The 17,816-nt window shown below is 37.2% G+C and carries 15 protein-coding genes and 1 other annotated feature; of the genes, 3 read left to right on the plus strand and 12 right to left on the minus strand.

Annotated elements, in window-relative coordinates:
* Positions 1-37 precede the first annotated feature (37 nt).
* The 3 genes from JUJ52_RS06070 to JUJ52_RS06080 form a co-directional block, all read right to left on the minus strand.
* On the minus strand, positions 38-1,051 hold the full coding sequence (locus JUJ52_RS06070; RefSeq protein ID WP_026680306.1) for a cytochrome d ubiquinol oxidase subunit II: 1,014 nt from the start codon (positions 1,049-1,051) through the stop codon (positions 38-40).
* On the minus strand, positions 1,048-2,400 hold the full coding sequence (locus JUJ52_RS06075; RefSeq protein WP_034678641.1) for a cytochrome ubiquinol oxidase subunit I: 1,353 nt from the start codon (positions 2,398-2,400) through the stop codon (positions 1,048-1,050). The genes JUJ52_RS06070 and JUJ52_RS06075 overlap by 4 nt, the downstream gene beginning before the upstream one ends.
* A 331-nt stretch (positions 2,401-2,731) precedes the next feature.
* Positions 2,732-3,826: a glycosyltransferase family 2 protein gene (locus JUJ52_RS06080; protein WP_121604389.1), complete on the minus strand. Its 1,095-nt coding sequence runs from the start codon at positions 3,824-3,826 to the stop codon at positions 2,732-2,734.
* A gap of 152 nt (positions 3,827-3,978) precedes the next feature.
* Here JUJ52_RS06080 and pdxK point away from each other — a divergent pair, with 152 nt between their 5' ends.
* Positions 3,979-4,776, plus strand: a complete 798-nt coding sequence (gene pdxK, locus JUJ52_RS06085; RefSeq protein ID WP_026680303.1) for a pyridoxine/pyridoxal/pyridoxamine kinase — start codon at positions 3,979-3,981, stop codon at positions 4,774-4,776.
* Between the two features lie 163 nt (positions 4,777-4,939).
* Here pdxK and JUJ52_RS06090 read toward each other — a convergent pair whose 3' ends face one another.
* The 8 genes from JUJ52_RS06090 to helD form a co-directional block, all read right to left on the minus strand.
* Positions 4,940-5,110 carry a hypothetical protein gene (locus JUJ52_RS06090; RefSeq protein ID WP_166530409.1) on the minus strand — a complete coding sequence of 57 codons (171 nt, stop codon included), beginning with the start codon at positions 5,108-5,110 and terminating at the stop codon, positions 4,940-4,942.
* Positions 5,111-5,195: 85 nt separating this feature from the next.
* Positions 5,196-5,448: a binding site (T-box leader), on the minus strand.
* Positions 5,449-5,741: 293 nt separating this feature from the next.
* Entirely contained in the window at positions 5,742-6,500 is a 759-nt protein-coding gene (locus JUJ52_RS06095) for an alpha/beta hydrolase (protein WP_051388267.1), read from the minus strand.
* A gap of 76 nt (positions 6,501-6,576) precedes the next feature.
* Complete coding sequence (locus JUJ52_RS06100; protein WP_026680300.1) at positions 6,577-7,365, minus strand: ABC transporter ATP-binding protein; 789 nt, start codon at positions 7,363-7,365, stop codon at positions 6,577-6,579.
* A gap of 14 nt (positions 7,366-7,379) precedes the next feature.
* Positions 7,380-8,402, minus strand: a complete 1,023-nt coding sequence (locus JUJ52_RS06105) for a FecCD family ABC transporter permease (RefSeq protein ID WP_026680299.1) — start codon at positions 8,400-8,402, stop codon at positions 7,380-7,382.
* A complete protein-coding gene (locus JUJ52_RS06110; protein ID WP_205389465.1) occupies positions 8,395-9,402 on the minus strand; it encodes a FecCD family ABC transporter permease in 1,008 nt (335 codons plus the stop codon). Before JUJ52_RS06110 ends, JUJ52_RS06105 begins: the two co-directional genes overlap by 8 nt.
* Positions 9,403-9,746: 344 nt before the next feature.
* Positions 9,747-9,944: a hypothetical protein gene (locus JUJ52_RS06115; protein ID WP_121603754.1), complete on the minus strand. Its 198-nt coding sequence runs from the start codon at positions 9,942-9,944 to the stop codon at positions 9,747-9,749.
* Between the two features lie 406 nt (positions 9,945-10,350).
* Positions 10,351-10,956 carry a hypothetical protein gene (locus JUJ52_RS06120; RefSeq protein WP_205389464.1) on the minus strand — a complete coding sequence of 202 codons (606 nt, stop codon included), beginning with the start codon at positions 10,954-10,956 and terminating at the stop codon, positions 10,351-10,353.
* 444 nt (positions 10,957-11,400) lie between these two features.
* The gene (gene helD / locus JUJ52_RS06125; protein WP_121604385.1) at positions 11,401-13,695 is read right to left on the minus strand and encodes an RNA polymerase recycling motor HelD; all 2,295 of its coding nucleotides are present in this window, start codon (positions 13,693-13,695) and stop codon (positions 11,401-11,403) included.
* 302 nt (positions 13,696-13,997) lie between these two features.
* Here helD and JUJ52_RS06130 point away from each other — a divergent pair, with 302 nt between their 5' ends.
* Positions 13,998-14,660 carry an RNA polymerase sigma factor gene (locus tag JUJ52_RS06130; protein WP_026683058.1) on the plus strand — a complete coding sequence of 221 codons (663 nt, stop codon included), beginning with the start codon at positions 13,998-14,000 and terminating at the stop codon, positions 14,658-14,660.
* 74 nt (positions 14,661-14,734) lie between these two features.
* Positions 14,735-15,316 (plus strand): ATP-dependent Clp protease proteolytic subunit, encoded by a 582-nt coding sequence (locus tag JUJ52_RS06135; RefSeq protein ID WP_026683057.1) that lies wholly within the window; start codon positions 14,735-14,737, stop codon positions 15,314-15,316.
* A gap of 370 nt (positions 15,317-15,686) precedes the next feature.
* Here the strand turns inward: JUJ52_RS06135 and JUJ52_RS06140 are convergent, their stop codons facing one another.
* Positions 15,687-17,750 carry a heavy metal translocating P-type ATPase gene (locus JUJ52_RS06140; RefSeq protein WP_162986348.1) on the minus strand — a complete coding sequence of 688 codons (2,064 nt, stop codon included), beginning with the start codon at positions 17,748-17,750 and terminating at the stop codon, positions 15,687-15,689.
* Positions 17,751-17,816 lie beyond the last annotated feature (66 nt).

The following is a 17,816-nucleotide window of genomic DNA, read 5'->3' on the forward strand; positions in this document are numbered from 1 at the left end:
TATTTAGCTCCTGTTCAACAGAATCTTTTGTAGCTCCTCATTTCTTTCCCTTCACATAATCTGCATTAAATAAGAATAAGCGCATGAGTAAAATTAGCGAAGGAATTAGCAAAAATAAGCCTAAGATAAATACGACAATCAATGCAATCCCTGTTGCTTCATGCGTCGCATTTTCGTAAATCGTAATATAAGGATCCAAAATATATGGAAGATGACTAGCACCATATCCAAAAAAGGCAAAGAAGAATTGCAGCATCACACTTATAAATGCTAATCCATAACGTTTTCCTTCATAAATTAACCACATGGCAATCATAAAGAACCCAACGGATAGACCGAACATCCACCACAAATCAAACATATTCTGATAATGACGTTCATTATGCTGACCTAAAGCAATAAATGTAGTCAGCGCAGCAATAATGGTCGGTGTAGCCCAGAATAATGCGTATTTACGAACAAGCTTTAACGCTGCCTGGTCGTTCGCCCTTGCTGCATAAAATGTTAGAAACGCTGCGCTAATAAATAGCACGGATACAATAGCAAGAAATACAACGCTCCATGAATAAGGACTTGTAAATAATGCAAGATAGTCTAAAGAAACAACACCATTCTCTTCTAAAATAAAACCACCTTCAGACATCGTTAGAGCAGTAGATAATGATGCCGGAATTAATAAACCCGTTGCTCCATATAAGAACATATACACATTGCTTTTTTTAGATCCGTAATTTTCAAAGGCATAAAAGGAGCCACGTATGGCTAGCAATATTATAGCAATACTTCCTGGAACTAACAGTGAAGTTCCATAATAGTAAGCCGAGTCAGGGAAGAACCCGACGATGCCCACAAAGAAAAAAACAAAGAATACATTGGTTACTTCCCAGACAGGGGACAGATATCTTGAAATCAATTGGTTGATAATATGATCTTTTTTTGTGATTTTTGCGTAATACGCAAAAAAGCCAGCGCCAAAATCGACAGATGCAACAATAAGATAACCATATAAAAAGATCCACAATACGGTAATCCCAATTATTTCATAACTCATGTGTTATCACCCTTTTCTATCGTCGGGTATTTCTTCTCTAGTTCTTCTTCAGCCGGATTATTTTTAAAAAGCTTCCTTAATACAATAACACCTAGTACTCCTAATACGATATATAATCCAAGAAATAGTAGAAACATCAAACCTACATATGGAGATGTCGTTGCCGCATCCTCTACTAACATATAACCCCGTAATATCCACGGCTGTCTGCCTTCTTCTGCAAATATCCAACCGAATTCAATAGCGAGCATCGCTAATGGTCCACTAGCTACGAGTAGCCATAGCATCCATTTATTATGTTCATTCCACCGTTTAATTTTCCACGATAAAATATATAGTAAGGACACTCCTAATAAGAAGAATCCGATTACCACCATAAAGTCAAACATATAGTGAATCCATAAAGGTGGACGTTCCTCTTCAGGGAATTCTTCAAGTCCGGTTACCTCACTCTGAAAATCCCCATAAGCTAGGAAACTTAAAAGCCCAGGGAAACGAAGTACACCAGCAGGTGTATTCTCATCACCTAACCAACCAAACAGGACAAGATCTGCTCCTTCCTCTGTTTCAAAATGCCATTCTGCAGCTGCCAATTTTTCGGGCTGATGCTCTGCCAAAAATTTTGCGGACACATCTCCAGCAATTGCTGTCAAAATTGAAAAGAGAAAGGTTAATGTAACCGTTAATTTTAGTGCTTTTTTATGATATTCTGTTCTTTTCTTCCGTAGCATACTGAATGCAGCGATTGCTGCAAGAATTGCAGCCACTGTCAAATAAGCAGAAGTTAAAACATGAAATACCTTTGAAGGCATAGCAGGATTAAACATAGCATCGATTGGATTTATGGCCGCAAAACCACCTGCTCCTGTCGTAAAGCCTTCAGGTGTATTCATAAATGCATTTACTGAAGTAATAAATACAGCAGAAAGTGCACCTCCAATTACAATTGGAAGAGAAAACCACCAGTGGGTCATCGGATTTTTAAATCGATCCCACGTATAAAGGTATATTCCTAAAAAGATGGCTTCAAAGAAAAATGCAAATACTTCCATAAAAAGCGGTAAGCTAATAACATTTCCAGCTACTTGCATAAATTGCGGCCAAAGCAATGATAGCTGGAGTCCTATAGCTGTACCTGTTACAACACCAATTGCTACAGGAATAACGAATCCGCGTGTCCAGCGCCGTGCTAGCATTGAATAGTGTGGATCATTCTTTTTAATTCCAATAAATTCAGCAATAGATATCATTAATGGTACTCCGACACCAAGAGTAGCGAAGATAATGTGAAATACGAGTGTTAGTGAAGTTAAAAGTCGACTCACTAGCACCGGATCCATATCCATCATAATTCGGTTTTTCCTCCTTTATTCATGCAAGCTCTCAACTTGCTCAGTACTGATCAAGCGAATATCTATTCATACACATCCTTATCCTTAGACTGATTTAAGCATGTTATTGTTATCCACTTTACTGCTAGTATAAACTATACTTATATAGAAAAAAGATGATTACCATGACAAAACATTGACAAACCAAAGACAAAATTATGTCTGTCTACATTTAGATAATTCCCTATTGTAGACAAATTACACCTCAAACTGAGATTTTTCATTGCAAAAATGATGAAAAACCCCTACACACAAGTTAAATGTATGCAGGGAATCAATAGTTCATAGCTTATTTTAACTCCTCTTTATCTAAGCGCTGAAAGAATTTTTCATTATGAAGTACTTGTGAATTGGTTGGATTATATTTTTTTGTTATGACATGATTATGATAGGCATCTTTTTTATTCCCTAATTGCCAGTTACAATAGCACATCTGTAAATGAGGATACCAAGTGGAAAATGCTGTATTTGTAAATCCGCTATCATTTTCAGGTTCTAATGTAAGTGCCAAAGCATACCAAATATTTGCCTTTTTGAATAATCCGTTTTCTTTAAAATGGTCCCCTACCCTACATGAAACCTCAGGGCGCGGCAAGTCAAATTTTAATGTTTGTAATAAAGCCTCCAATTCTTTATCTGACTCCTGTTTCGCTTTAAAACAGTCAGCCATATAGATGCATGCACGTATTTCATCCTCCACCCATCCTTGCTTTGTATTTAAGAAGCGCTGATAGTACGTAATTGCCTCATCTATTCGCCCGTGATCCTTTAGCTCATTAGCATAGTAAAACATATCCCTTGGAGTAAACGCTTTGCCCTTTTCCAATTGCCTTTCATAAATTTTTAAATTGCGATCCCCCTTGTTCGAAGTATTATTCTTCTCATATTTCCGGTGAGTTACAGCTATTTGTGAAGGAATAATATTTCCGCCTACCTGTAAATACTCATGGACTACTCCAAACCATTTAAATTGATTACTTCTTTTTACAAGCCGATTTCTTCGATATTTAAAAGTAGGATTTCCTTGTTCATCAAATGCAGTGTGATAATACATGGAAACTGCATCTATGCCATCATGGAGCTCTTTTTTTAGTTCTTTTAACTTTTCCATATCCTCAGGAAGCAAAATATCATCTGCATCTAACCACATGATAAAATCCTTCGTTGCATAGCTAAAGGCTTTATTCCGTGCAGCTGAGAAGTCTTCGATCCATTCAAAATCATAGACTTTGCTTGTATAGCTGGAAGCTATCGCTTTAGTATTATCCTTTGATCCAGTATCTAGAATAATTATTTCGTCACAGACCGATTCCACACTTCTTAAGCATTGTTCTAATATTTCTTCTTCATCCTTTACTATCATGCATAAACTAATTGTTTTCATTCATTTCACCACCTTATCTAGCTACCATTACTATATGATTTATATCCATGCAATTGTTCATAACGCTCCTACAGCATCTAATACTTTCATTCTCAGAATTTCTGTTATATTCTATAAGAAGAACGAAGAATCTTAAGTTTGGGGCGATATAAATGACAATGAAAAAAACCTTAACTCTTGCTGGCTCTGATTCTAGCGGTGGTGCTGGAATTCAGGCGGATCTGAAGACATTCCAAGAGCATGATGTTTACGGTATGACAGCACTTACCTCAATCGTGACAATGAATCCTGATGGTTGGAGCCACCATGTTTCACCCATTGATGTTAATATTGTAGAAAAGCAATTGGATACCATTCTATCCGTTGGCGTTGATGCTATGAAAACGGGTATGCTAGGTTCTGTTGATATTATTGAATTAGGTGCAAGAAAGATTGAAGAATATCAACTGCGTAATTATGTTCTTGATCCTGTGATGGTATGTAAGGGAGATGACGAGGTCCTTCAGCCAGAGAACACGGACGCAATGCGCGAACTTTTACTACCACATGCAATTGTCACAACACCAAATTTATTTGAAGCAGGACAACTTGCACAAACAGGACCGATTAAAACAGTTGATGGTATGAAAGAGGCTGCTGTAAAAATCCATGAACTAGGTGCTAAAAATGTCATTATTAAAGGTGGAAAAGCATTTGATTACGAAAAAGCGTTAGACCTTTTTTATGATGGAAACTCCTTTACACTTTTGGAAAAGGATAAGATTAATACAACTTATAATCATGGTGCTGGTTGCACATTTGCTGCTGCTATTACAGCAAATTTGGCTAAAGGAAAATCCGTTGAAGATGCTGTCAGAGATGCAAAGGACTTTGTAACAGCAGCAATTACTTCTGGATGGAAATTGAATGCATATGTAGGACCGGTTATGCATGGAGCCTATAATAAATAATGTAATAAAAATGCCATGGAGCTACTAGTCTCCATGGCATTTCTTGTATTCCATTAAGTCTATAGCGTAATTAAAGTCATCCATGCCAACAGACAATTTGGAATAAACTATAACTGACTATTAAATAGATTGAGCATAATCAAGGCTACGCTCCCTGAAATTTTTAGTTACTTTCTATATCTATAGCTATATCGATCGATTCATCTTCCACGTTAATTGTTTTCATGGTGTCTTTTTTTCCAAATTCCATTGACTTTACCAATAAATTTCTTTCCATAATTCCCCGAAATTGACATACTTTTATACTAATTACCGGAAGTACGATCCACCTCAAAATCCTCCACCCACTCCATTTGAATGATTACTATTATACGGTTCGTATCGTCATCCTTTTATATACATAAAAAAACCCGCCCCTAGATAGGGACGAGTTTCCACCCGTGTTACCACCCTGATTCCAGATAATGTATATGCAATACAATTATCTAGCACTCATCAACGTACTATCATACGCGCCCCTTTTAACGGCGGGTCCCCGGGAAAACTTAAATGAATATTCAGCCTTCCTTCTCAGAGAGGATATTCAGCATAATGGGAACATTGGCTTGCAGCAAATCACCAACTCTCTAAAGATCCACATTTATACCTACTCATTCTCGTCAACGAATGTAACCGTTTGTTTATAATATGCTTAGCATAAAGTAAAGCGTTCCTAATGTCAAACATATTTACGGTTTCATACAACTGGTTCCATACTTGGAATAAAATGAAACTTCCATCCTTGGGGATTTTTGTTTATCCCCCACGGTTTGGTAGTACCACAAGGGTATGACCTAAAGGCTTTTGAATCAATCGGACATTTACTGGCAGCCTATCCCTCGCTTACCAATAATTGTTTCACTTTATTGCTTGAAGCTGGAATCTTACGGCCGCTTATATGTGGAATAAATCTAACTATCGTATGCTTAACCTGAATGCATATGTAAAAACCTTATTGCTCTACTTATCACAGTTGGTACAACGGATACATGATTCTCATCCGTCAATTCATAAAATACCGTTGTTAATCCTTTTGATCTTAGCTCTTCCAGTCGAATAGCGAGATCACGTGCATCATTTACCATATGATCTTTTTCTAATTCACCAACAGCAAGAAACACCCGCTTTTCACTTATATCGGTATTAGCGGCCCAGTTCTTTACTAGCTCCAATATGACGCGATTTCCCCACCATATTGAAGGACTTGTTATCATAAAGGTTTGAAATGCAGACGTTCCTGAAAATAAAACATACAATGCAAATAATCCTCCCAAAGAATGACCAAATAATGTTTGTTTCTGTCGATCAATGGAAACGTGTTGCTCTATACATGGCTGTAATTCCTGCGTAATAAAATGAAAGAACTCCTCTGCTCCACCATTTTCAGACCATGCACTACCATCAGGCTTGGGTGGTAAATTTTCCACAGAAGTAGGTGGCGTAAAATCGTACACTCTAAATTCAGATGCAAAAGCGGCATCAACCGGATAACCAATGCCTACAATAACAGCCGGAATCACTTTTGTTTTTTCTGATCGAGCAGATTGTACTTTCACCGTCTCATGAAATGTATGAAAAAAAGCATTCCCATCCAAAACATAGATAATTGGATAACCAGATTCCGGAGCTGGCTGTTTTGGTATAGAGATGTAAATATCGTATCGCCTACCGTACCTCGAAGTCATCGACCATTTCTCTGCTCCAGATGTAATTACAGGCGATGTTTTATATTCTTTCAACCTATTTCCCCCTTACATTTATTTATGCTTGTATACTATCATATCCAAAACATACTGGGGAATTATCGTATGGGTCTATCATTACTCTTGCATCAATTTCAAAGACTTCCTTTAATACTTCGTTTGTAATGATATCTGAAGGACTTCCAACAGAAATAACTTCACCAGACTTCATTGCCACAATCTCATTTGAAAACCTAGCAGCATGATTAATATCATGTAATACCATTACAATTGTACAACCATGCTCTTTATTAAGCCGTTGTACAATCTGTAGGACTTCCAATTGGTGAGCTAAATCAAGGTACGTTGTCGGTTCATCTAGTAATAGTACTTCCGTTTCCTGAGCTAGTGCCATCGCCAACCAAACCTTCTGCCTTTGACCACCTGATAGATTACCTATTTTACGGTCACGGAAGGATGTAGTGGAGGTAATATCCATTGCCCATTCAATAACCTTACGATCTTCCTTTGTTAATTTATTGACATTTTTCCGATGTGGATAACGTCCATATGTGATAAGCTCTTCCACCTTCAGTTCACCAGGGGCAGTAGGATTTTGCGAAAGCATAGCTAGATGTTTGGCAATTTTCTTTGTTGGTATATGATTAAGTTCTTTGCCTTGTAAGAATACTTTTCCATTACGCTGCTTTAAAATTCTTCCCATTGTTTTTAATAAGGTTGATTTCCCACAGCCATTTGGTCCAATAATTGTCGTGATTTCACCAGTCTTCACCTGTAAATGAAGATCTCTGAACACCGTATGTCTTTCATAACCAGTCTCCAATGCCTCCGCCTGCAAAATACTCATTTGCCTTCCCCTCCCTATGTTTTCGTTTTTACTAATAAATATAGAAAATACGGTACACCGATAATCGATATCACGATACCAACAGGCAACTCTGCTGGGGCAAAAACCGTTTTTGCTATAAAATCTGATACGATGACAAGTAGTACACCAAGTAATCCACATATAGGAATCACATATCTATGCTGTAGTCCAACGAGTCTTCTTGCTATATGTGGAGCCATAAGCCCTACAAAACCTATACTTCCAGATACAGAAACACAAGCGCTGACAAGAGCAACACTACTTATTAGAAGTAGTATTTTCTCTTTCTCTACGGAAACACCTAAGCTTTTTAAATTTGATTCTTCTAATTGAAATAAATCTAATAAATAAGCCTTTTTATAGATGATTGGGATAAATAAAATAATCCAAGGAATCATAGATAGAATATAAATCCAATTAGCGTTGTATATTGTTCCAGAAATCCATACCGTTGCCATCTCAAAGTCAGATGCTTTCATTTTTAACGAAATATAAAGGGAAAATGCTCCAAAACCTGATCCAATAGCTATTCCCGTAAGCAGAAGACGTTGGGAATCTAATTTTCCATTTTTCCAAGCGAAGAGAAAGATAATCGTAGCCGCTATAAGACCACCAATTAACCCAAAGAGTGGCTGCATCATAATAGCTAACAATCCCGTATCCGTTATCTTATCTTTAAAGAAAAACATAAACAATACAATCGCCGCTCCAGCACCGGCATTTATACCAAGTATCCCTGGGTCAGCTAAACCATTTCTAGTAATCCCTTGAATAACTGCACCAGCTATACCGAGTCCAAACCCAACTAAACCAGCAATAACAATTCGTGGTAGTCGAAAATCAAAAATAACTAAATCATAATCTTCTGTAGGGTTAATACGTAAAATGGTTCGAAAAACATTTGATACCGTAATATCAAACGATCCATTTGTAATGCTTATGTAAATCGCCACTAATATCGAAACTGAAATAAGCAATAATGTTGTAATATATCGACGTCTATCTGCTTTATGCATGCTTCTCTCCTCCCCTACTACGAATTAAATAAAGGAAGAAAGGGATTCCAATAAAAGCAGTGATAACACCAATTGGCGTTTCAAACGGATAATTGATAAATCTACTTAACACATCACATAACGCCAAGAATCCGCCGCCAATTACGCCAGCACAAGGAATGATCCAGCGATAATCTATACCAACTAAGAATCTAGTGATATGAGGAATGATTAGACCTACAAAACCTATCTTTCCAACTAGTGCTACGGCGGTACCTGTCAGCATAACAACAGCTATAACAGTCATCGCTTTAACAAGCTTCGTTCGTTGTCCCAAGTTAACAGATACGTCTTCACCTAATGACAAGATAGTAATTGATTTTGCTAAAAATATAATGATCAAGATTCCTACTATGCCAAAAGGAATTGCGATTTTTAACATGGATGGATCAATCTGATGAAGTCGTGCATTATACCAAAAGCTCACATTTTGCGACACTTGAAAATAGGTGGAAATGGCCGATGATATACTGCTTAAAAACGTACCAATAACGGTGCCAATAATAGCTAATCTCACAGGTGACAACCCATTCCGTAAAAGTGAACCAAAGCCAAATACAATTCCTGCTCCTAATAAGGAACCAAGCATAGAATAAAGGATCATTTGTAACGATGACATACCTGGCATCCACACCATACAAATAGTGATTACAAAAGCTGATCCATCGGTAACTCCCATAATGGAAGGGGATGCAAGATAGTTTCTTGTCATCCCCTGCATAACCGCTCCCGATATCGCTAGAAAGGCACCTACTATTAATGCACCAAGAGCTCTAGGTATACGTGACGCTATGATTATTGCATGATCGACATTTTCTGGATCATAGTTAATAATTGCATCCCAAACGGTAGTTAAAGCAATCGATTTTGTCCCCAAAACCACTGATAAACAAGTAATAAGTATAATCCAAAGGGGTGCAGTCATTAATATAACTACGTGCACTTTATTTGTTTTTCCCATAACTTCCAACGCACCTTATGCTTTATTCGACTAAATCTACTATATAGCTTCTTCATAGACTGACCAGTATTTTCTTCTCAGTAAATAATAAGAAAATAGGATCAGGGTTACTTTCTGCTAATTAGATTATTACCCACACTATATAATTGAGAATGATTATTAATTTCATTTAAAATGATATGGGATTAACCCCCTTTTGTCAACTGATTTTTAATAAATATGACTCCATTCCATATTAATGGACAACATAATGAGAAATAAAAAAAACGGAGCAAAATTTGCTCATTCCTTATCACTAAATGCTCAGATTTACGCTTCCTCTAGTAGCTATTATGGAATAATAGCTACTGCTTGACCACCACTCCGGCTGCCCACTTCCCTTTCCGTGGGGTTTGTCCTTCAGCTAACTTTTTTAGCAAAACCCGCTCAAAAAAGTGGATCTTCAGGTCAAACATTTCCCACAGGAGTTGAAGTGGCCGGCCTTCGCTATTATCAGGCTCTACAACGCTAGCATGAAGTAACACAGCTGCTTTTATACTCACAGATAGCGATTTTCACTTTACCCATTGTAAAAAAAGTCAACCTATTTCTTATGACAAGAATTGTTGCACCTTCTCATAGCGGATACTAATTACGTAGACTCCTGCGGGAATTGCGCGAGCCGAAAATCCACTTTGCAACGTGTTCTTCTTTGCAAAGTTAGTTGAGGCCGTTCCCGCCGAAAGCGAAGTAATTAGTCGGAGCATTGCCAATATACATCTAACATTCAAAATAACTACTTGGCTTAACGCAGTCATTGCACTGATTTTATACTTTCTTAACTTATAAAAAAGGATGAAGGTTTATACCCTTTCATCCGCAGTCCGTTGAGATACTTTTCCCGTTCTTTTTATTCAAGGAGCGAAAAGCAATATAGAATCTTCACCTTCCGCGAAGCAACACGTCAGCTTAACGTCTTTGCATATGTACTGAACGATTCTCCTTTTTCCAAATTGCAAATATACGTGTACAGGCTTTTAAGTAATACATCATTTTACCTGTATATAAAATAATATTCGTAGAATGATAGATCGCAAGCGTTTTACAAATTGCCTTTCCCCCTACTGTAAAAGCAGCGATAATACTTGTTAATACAACAGATATAATAATAAACCATATGGAACCTTCGGAAGTTTGAACCAGTTTAGCCAGTTGGAATACGACAGCCGTAGAAGCTGCCCCACTAACGATTCCTGAAATATCACCGACAACATCATTAAAAAGACTTGAAAATAAAGGGGCTTTCTTTGCAATAAATGCTGCTTCCTTTGCTCCCTTGACTTTCTTAGCAGCCATAGCATGAAAATGATTCTCTTGTGAAGTTGCTGCAGCTAAGCCAATCGTATCGCCAATAATTCCTATCATAATAAAGACAAACACAATGAGTAGACTAAGAAATAATCCTGAACCTTCTTGAAATAATGTTGAAATCAACGCAAACAAAAAAGCCATTCCAAATGTTAAAAAGCTAATATTACTACTCCATTGCAGTGATTCACGCATAAGCCTGAACATCTCAAATTTGCTCCTTTTTCTAATAAATTGCGGCAAAGGGGGCGCTCTTCCGGCTACCACCCCGGAAGAGCAATTTGAAATACCTGAACTACCAATCATTAATTTGTCTCTAAGACAAATTAATTAACCTAAGAAACAAATATTTTATACAACTAATAATGTTGCATATATGAAACTTATACTATTTTCAGAAAAAAAGCAAGCGTTTTAGCTCCTTTATTAAGAAAAAATCTTTCCACCTCTTTAAATAGAAACTTCAATTAGTGAATTTTGTTTACCCCCCACTAATTGGTAGTACCACAAGGATATGACCTAAAAGCCCTAGAACCAACCGGACATATAACTGGCAGTTACTGCCAGTTATATGTGGGGAAAATTTCGTATTCCTCGGATTGCAGTTCGGAGTATCTTCATTTTTTATCTTTTAGACTAAGGCAACAACTCTTATCCATTGGCCACTACATACGTATCCGTTTTAGCTTCATGGATAAACAAACACGGCTCAGCCGCTGTTACCATAACTAGCTCATGCATCGCACGTGTACAGGCTGTGTAAAATACTGTTCGGTCTGATTCCGTATAGTGATTCGTTGATGCATCTGGGATAATAACCGCATCAAATTCAATCCCCTTCGCTAGATAAACAGGTATAATAAGTATTCCTTTCTTAAAGGAATATGTCTCCTCATCCACTCGAGTAACAGAAATAGATGGGCTGAGTAAGTTATAGATAGCCACACATTCATTTTTTGTTTTACAAATAAAAGCAATCGTTTCGTACCCAATTTTTAAAAGTTCATTTACTGAGGTAAGTAGGACCTCTTTTTCTGTCTTGTTAAGATACAGCAGCTTAGGTTTATTTCCTTGCCTTTCAAATGGTTCAATTACTTCTTTTCCTGGAGCAAAACACGTTGTAAATTCAACAATCTGCTTGGTAGAACGATAACTTTTTGTTAATGTTATCCGTTCAGTATTATCCTCGCCCATTGCTTGTAGCGGATTATCCCTTGATGTATGGACATTAATTGCTTGATTGATATCCCCTAATAAAGTCATCCTCGTATAAGGGAACATATGCTTTATATAAGCAAATTGAAACTCGGAAAGGTCCTGTGCTTCATCCACGAATAAATGGCGAACAGCACGGTCTGTCTCATCACCAAGGAGTTGACTTTTGAAGTAAGCGTATGGAGCAGCATCCTCCCAAGTCAAAAAGTTTTTTGATAAATTACTTGCCGTTTGGGAGGAAAATGACGTCCAGTCTTCTGGTAGCTCATCTGACTCCCAGCACGTGTAGAACCTCTTATAAGTAGCTAAAACGTTTACGAAGGCTAACTGTTTTATTTGCCTTTTTAATGAATCGAACATCTTGGCTACTACAACCTTCCTTAATATTAACTCTTCATCAACTGCACTATCCCCATCCTGCTCCTGAGCTTCATAATACGCTTTCACATATGCAGCTTTATCTAGCAGTCCTATTTTCTCTTCAACCCAATCTTTATTCAGTTCTTCTTTTTGAAATTGATAAAGCTCTTTCAATAGCCACTTAACGGTTAACTCTATTCGATTTGGCAAGGATATATTTGGATCCATCGTATAGAAATATTCCTTCACCTTCTCCTTCGGTATTAAAATACGTTTACGAAATGAAATATTTTTAAATTGTACTCCTTCCGCATGAAGGTCAGCTATATATGCGTCAAGTAGATGCTTATATGCTATTGTTGATTTATATTTAATATTGTTTAATCGAAAATGACGGTTAGCATCTTCTTGATAAGTGAGCAAATATTCCATTTGTGCAAAAGGAGATTCAATACTCATTGCCTCCCCAACCTTATCTTGTAAATAATCAAAAAAAGTTAATTGCTTCACATTAGTCTCTCCTAGTTCAGGAAGCACATTATTTATATAGCTCGTAAATAGTGGATTAGGTGAAAATAAAACCACATTCTCAGGGGTTAATTCACTACGATAACGATACATTAAGTATGCAATACGCTGTAGCGCTGCTGATGTTTTACCACTTCCAGCTACTCCCTGTACAAGTAAAAGCTTGCTCTTTTCATTGCGAATAATTTTATTTTGTTCTTTCTGTATAGTAGCAACTATACTTTTCATTGTAGAGCTAGCATTATTTCCCAACGCCTCCTGAAGCAGCTGATCTCCAATAGTCAATCCGGTATCGAACATTCCCTTTATTTCACCATTTCGTATAATAAATTGCCTTTTTAATGATATATTCCCCATCACCATACCATCCAACGTTTGATAGGCAGCTTTACCTAAGGTGTAATCATAATATAGGCTTGATATGGGTGCGCGCCAATCATAGATTAAGAAATCTTTCTCCTCTCTGTCCATAAGAGAGGAAATACCAATATATAGCTGTTCTGCTGTCTTTTCATCATCTTCTTTAAAGTCAATTCTTCCAAAATATGGGCTATTTTTTAATTGTTTTAGCGTTTGAAGTTCTTTAGCCATGCTTCCATGAATTTTTTCCTTTTGAGCTAATAGCTCAGCTTGTTGTTTGATGCTAGCTTCTGTTTCAATTACATCATCTGGTTCATCCAAGTTAACTGTCACATCGTCCCAAAATGTTTTACGAAGGTCGATAACACTATCTTTCAATTCCGAAGTCTTTGAAAGTAGTTTTTCTTCCTTTTTATAAATTTCTTCCATCACCTTTTCTACTCTTTGTTGCTCAACCACCCAATCACCATGTTTCGAACTCATTTAACCAACCCCATTCAACTATTTTACTCATTTGTGTTGACTTCACAAAAAATAATTGATATAATATAATTGGATAAAAATATTGTATAAATTATTTTTTTGCATAGCCTGTTAAGCATATCATGTTCTATTCATAGATGCAACAGGTGTTTTTGAATTACGTATTTCCCCATATTATCCTATTCATTGTAATACTACATAGATAGTATTCTTTTTTTTATTTTTTTAAACTATCCGTATCCTTTTATGCCGTTTTTTCGTTAATACATGTGAAAGGGGAGATTGAAAAAGGAGTGTTTTCCATGGATAACGATTTTCAACAAGCTTGGAATAAGTGTGTAGCTTCTATTTGGAAGGCTTGTTTGCACTTCACACAGAACACCCATGATGCAGAAGATCTCATGCAAACAACTTGGGTAAAATCCTATGTGAATTGGAAGAAACATCAACCTACATCACTAAAAAAAGCTTATTTTTCTACAATTGCCAGAAACACATGGATTGATGAGCTACGTAAAAAAAAGCTACCAATAATCCCATACGAGGATTACGAAAAACAAATTGCCGATTCGACAAGTGATATACTTTCGCAAAATCTTGTGCATCTATTAAATCAGTTAGTATCCAAATTGACTATAAACCAACAAATCTTTTTCTTACTCGCAGATGTTTGTAAATGCAGCCTCAAAGAAATTGCTCAATTGACAAATGTAAGCATTGGAGCCGTTAAGGCAAATCTTTTTCGAGCACGACAAAAAGTAAAGGATGAGGTTCGAAAAAGTTTAGATTTTGATTCACCAATAGATGAAGATCAGGTGCTACGTATCCAATTATACACCTATGCATTACAAAACGATGATGTTCAACTACTAGCAAACTTACTGACAGATAATGCTTCTGTTCGCGCCTTATATGCTCAACGACAACATACACCAAATACCATGGAAAGTAAAATGGCTGCTTAACATATTTCTGAATAAGGAACAGCCTTTACCTCATTCAATTACTCCTCTTAAACGATAAAGGCAGGTGTTAACGTATGAACGTACCAATTCCTTATGTTGTAGAACAATCAGATCACGGAGAACGGAGCTATGATATTTATTCACGGTTATTAAAAGATCGTATTGTATTTATCGGTTCTGAAATTGATGATACACTCGCTAACGCAGTAACTGCACAATTACTATTTTTAGCATCTCAAGATCCAAAAAAAGATATTTCAATGTACATTAACAGCCCAGGCGGTTCTGTATCAGCCGGTTTTTCGATTTTAGATACGATGAACCATATTAAACCTGATGTTCAAACTATTTGTACAGGTATGGCAGCATCTTTTGGCGCCGTGCTACTTATAGGAGGAACAAAAGGGAAAAGAATTGCACTCCCTCACTCAGAGGTTATGATACACCAACCGCACGGTGGGATGAAGGGCCAAGCCAGTGATATGAATATCTATGCTAATCGCATTATTAAGCAACGGCGAGAAATCAATCAATTAATTGCCGATCGTTCCGGCCAGCCATATGAAAAAATAGCACAAGATACAGAACGTGATTTCTTCATGAGCGCTAAGGAAGCAAAAGAATACGGTATTGTCGATACTATATTAGGAGCTTAATTTGGAAAACACTTTTCGATGGGGAACACATTCCTATGAAACGGTATTACGGATCATTATATATTAACATTACTCAAAAGGGTGCGAGTGAACGAAGCTCCAAACGATATGAATCGGAAGATACGAAGTTATTTCCAGAAAGTCGTTCGAACCTTTATCGTTCATTTTTTTGAAATGGTGATGATTCTCATCCTATGGAAAACACGTTAATAACGTAGAGGCATAAGGGGTGACTCCTGCGAAAATACAACACGAGTCATCCCTCTGCTATTTCCTTTTACGATGAAAGAATAACATGATTACTAGGCTTTATATATACTAGTTTTTTTATCCCTCAGCTTGGGAGGAACCTTAAGCCGCTTTATTACATTTATGCTTTTAATAATTTCGCATTAATTGCTACGATTATAGTACTTAAACTCATTAGCACTGCACCAACCGCTGGACTAAGAACAATTCCAATCGGCGCGAGCACGCCAGCAGCTAGCGGAATAGAAAATATATTATAACCTGTTGCCCACCATAGATTTTGCACCATTTTTCGGTACGTTTTCCGTGATAAATCCATTAGTTCTACCACATCATTTGGATTACTTTTTACAAGAACAACATCAGCAGTCTCCATAGCTACGTCTGTTCCTGCACCAATTGCAATTCCTAAATCCGCAGTTGCTAATGCAGGTGCATCGTTGACACCATCTCCAGTCATAGCAACTTTCCAACCCTTTTCCTTAATTTTTTTCACTTGATTCGCTTTATCATCTGGCAATACTTCAGCATAAACCTCTTCTATTCCTAATTGTTTAGCAACCCAATCTGCCACCTTCTGATTATCTCCAGTTAGCATAATAGAATGAATACCCTGTTTCTTCAACGATCTAACCGCCTCTTTTGCTGTATCCCTTACCATATCAGCAAGCGCAATCATACCGATTAATTCCTCTTCAACCAGCACAAATACTACGGTCTTACCTTCTTCCGACATTTTACTAAACAGCTTCCGATCAAATGTTAGATAATTATCAAGTACATATTTGGGACTGACAACGTTAATCGTTTTGCCATCTACTTTTCCCTGAATCCCTTTGCCAGTAATCGATTCAAAATCATTTACCTTGTTTAATGAGATAGCTTTATCTTTGGCTGCTCCAATAATTCCGGCTGCAATTGGATGCTCTGAATTCTGCTCAACACTCGCAGCATAAGCAAGTACCTCATCTTTTTGATACCCTTTATCTGCAATAATATCTGTAACGCCAAATTCTCCCTTGGTTAACGTACCAGTCTTATCAAAGACAACCGCATTTAAATTCCTTGCACCTTCAAAGTTAGCTTGATTACGAATGAGTAGCCCCTTTTTTGCAGAGATGGATGTTGAAACTGCAACGACTAAAGGTGCAGCTAGCCCTAAAGCATGTGGACAAGTAATAACCATAACCGTAACCATTCGCTCAATGGCTATATCATAAGAGTACCCAAGCAGCAGCCAAATAACTAATGTAGCTAACCCTGCAAATAAGGCAAGATAAAATAACCATTTGGCAGCTCGATTAGTGAGATCCTGCGTTTTCGATTTTGATTCCTGCGCTTCTTTCACCATCGTAACAACTTGAGATAAAAATGACGCTTCTCCCGTCTTCTCCACTTGAATAGTTAGCGACCCTTCTTTATTTACAGAACCACCTATTACTTCGTCACCTTTTACTTTTTCAACGGGTACTGACTCACCAGTAAGCATGGATTCATCTACTGCAGATTTTCCATCAAGGATGGTACCGTCTACGGGTATCTTTTCTCCAGGCTTAACAAGTACACGATCACGACTTGCCAATTCAGACAATGGTACATCTTCTATTTCATCATTTTCATCTAGTTTATGTGCTTCATTAGGCATTAACTTGACTAATTGCTCAAGAGCATTGGACGCGCCCATCACCGAACGCATTTCTACCCAATGACCAAGTAGCATGATATCAATTAATGTTGCTAACTCCCAAAAGAAGTCTTTACCTTCCCAACCAAAGACCGTTAGAGAGCTATACCCGTAAGCAACTAAAATGGCTAAGCCAATAAGCATCATCATTCCAGGATTACGATCTTTTAATTCACGGATGCCACCTGTGATAAACGGCCAACCGCCATAGAAGAAAATAACTGTTGCTAGCGCAAATAGAATATATTGATCAGATGGAAATCGCCAATTCACACCAATAAATCCCTGAATCATTGGAGATAACACTAGAATTGGAATAGTGATAATCAATGATATAAAAAATCGTTTCTTAAAATCATTTACCATGTCACCGTGGTCATGATGACCGTGATGGCTGTGCTCTTCATGATGATGCTTGTGCATGTGCTTATCTTGATTGCTTTCTCGATCTACATGTGTATGATGATGCTCATGATTATGGTGTTGATGTTTTTGTTTCATAAAATACCCTCCTCACTCTTATCATTTGCTTAGTTATTATTTCCAATACAAATATACTATACCCCC

Source organism: Virgibacillus sp. AGTR, assembly GCF_016919725.2.
Lineage (GTDB): Bacteria > Bacillota > Bacilli > Bacillales > Amphibacillaceae > Virgibacillus > Virgibacillus salarius.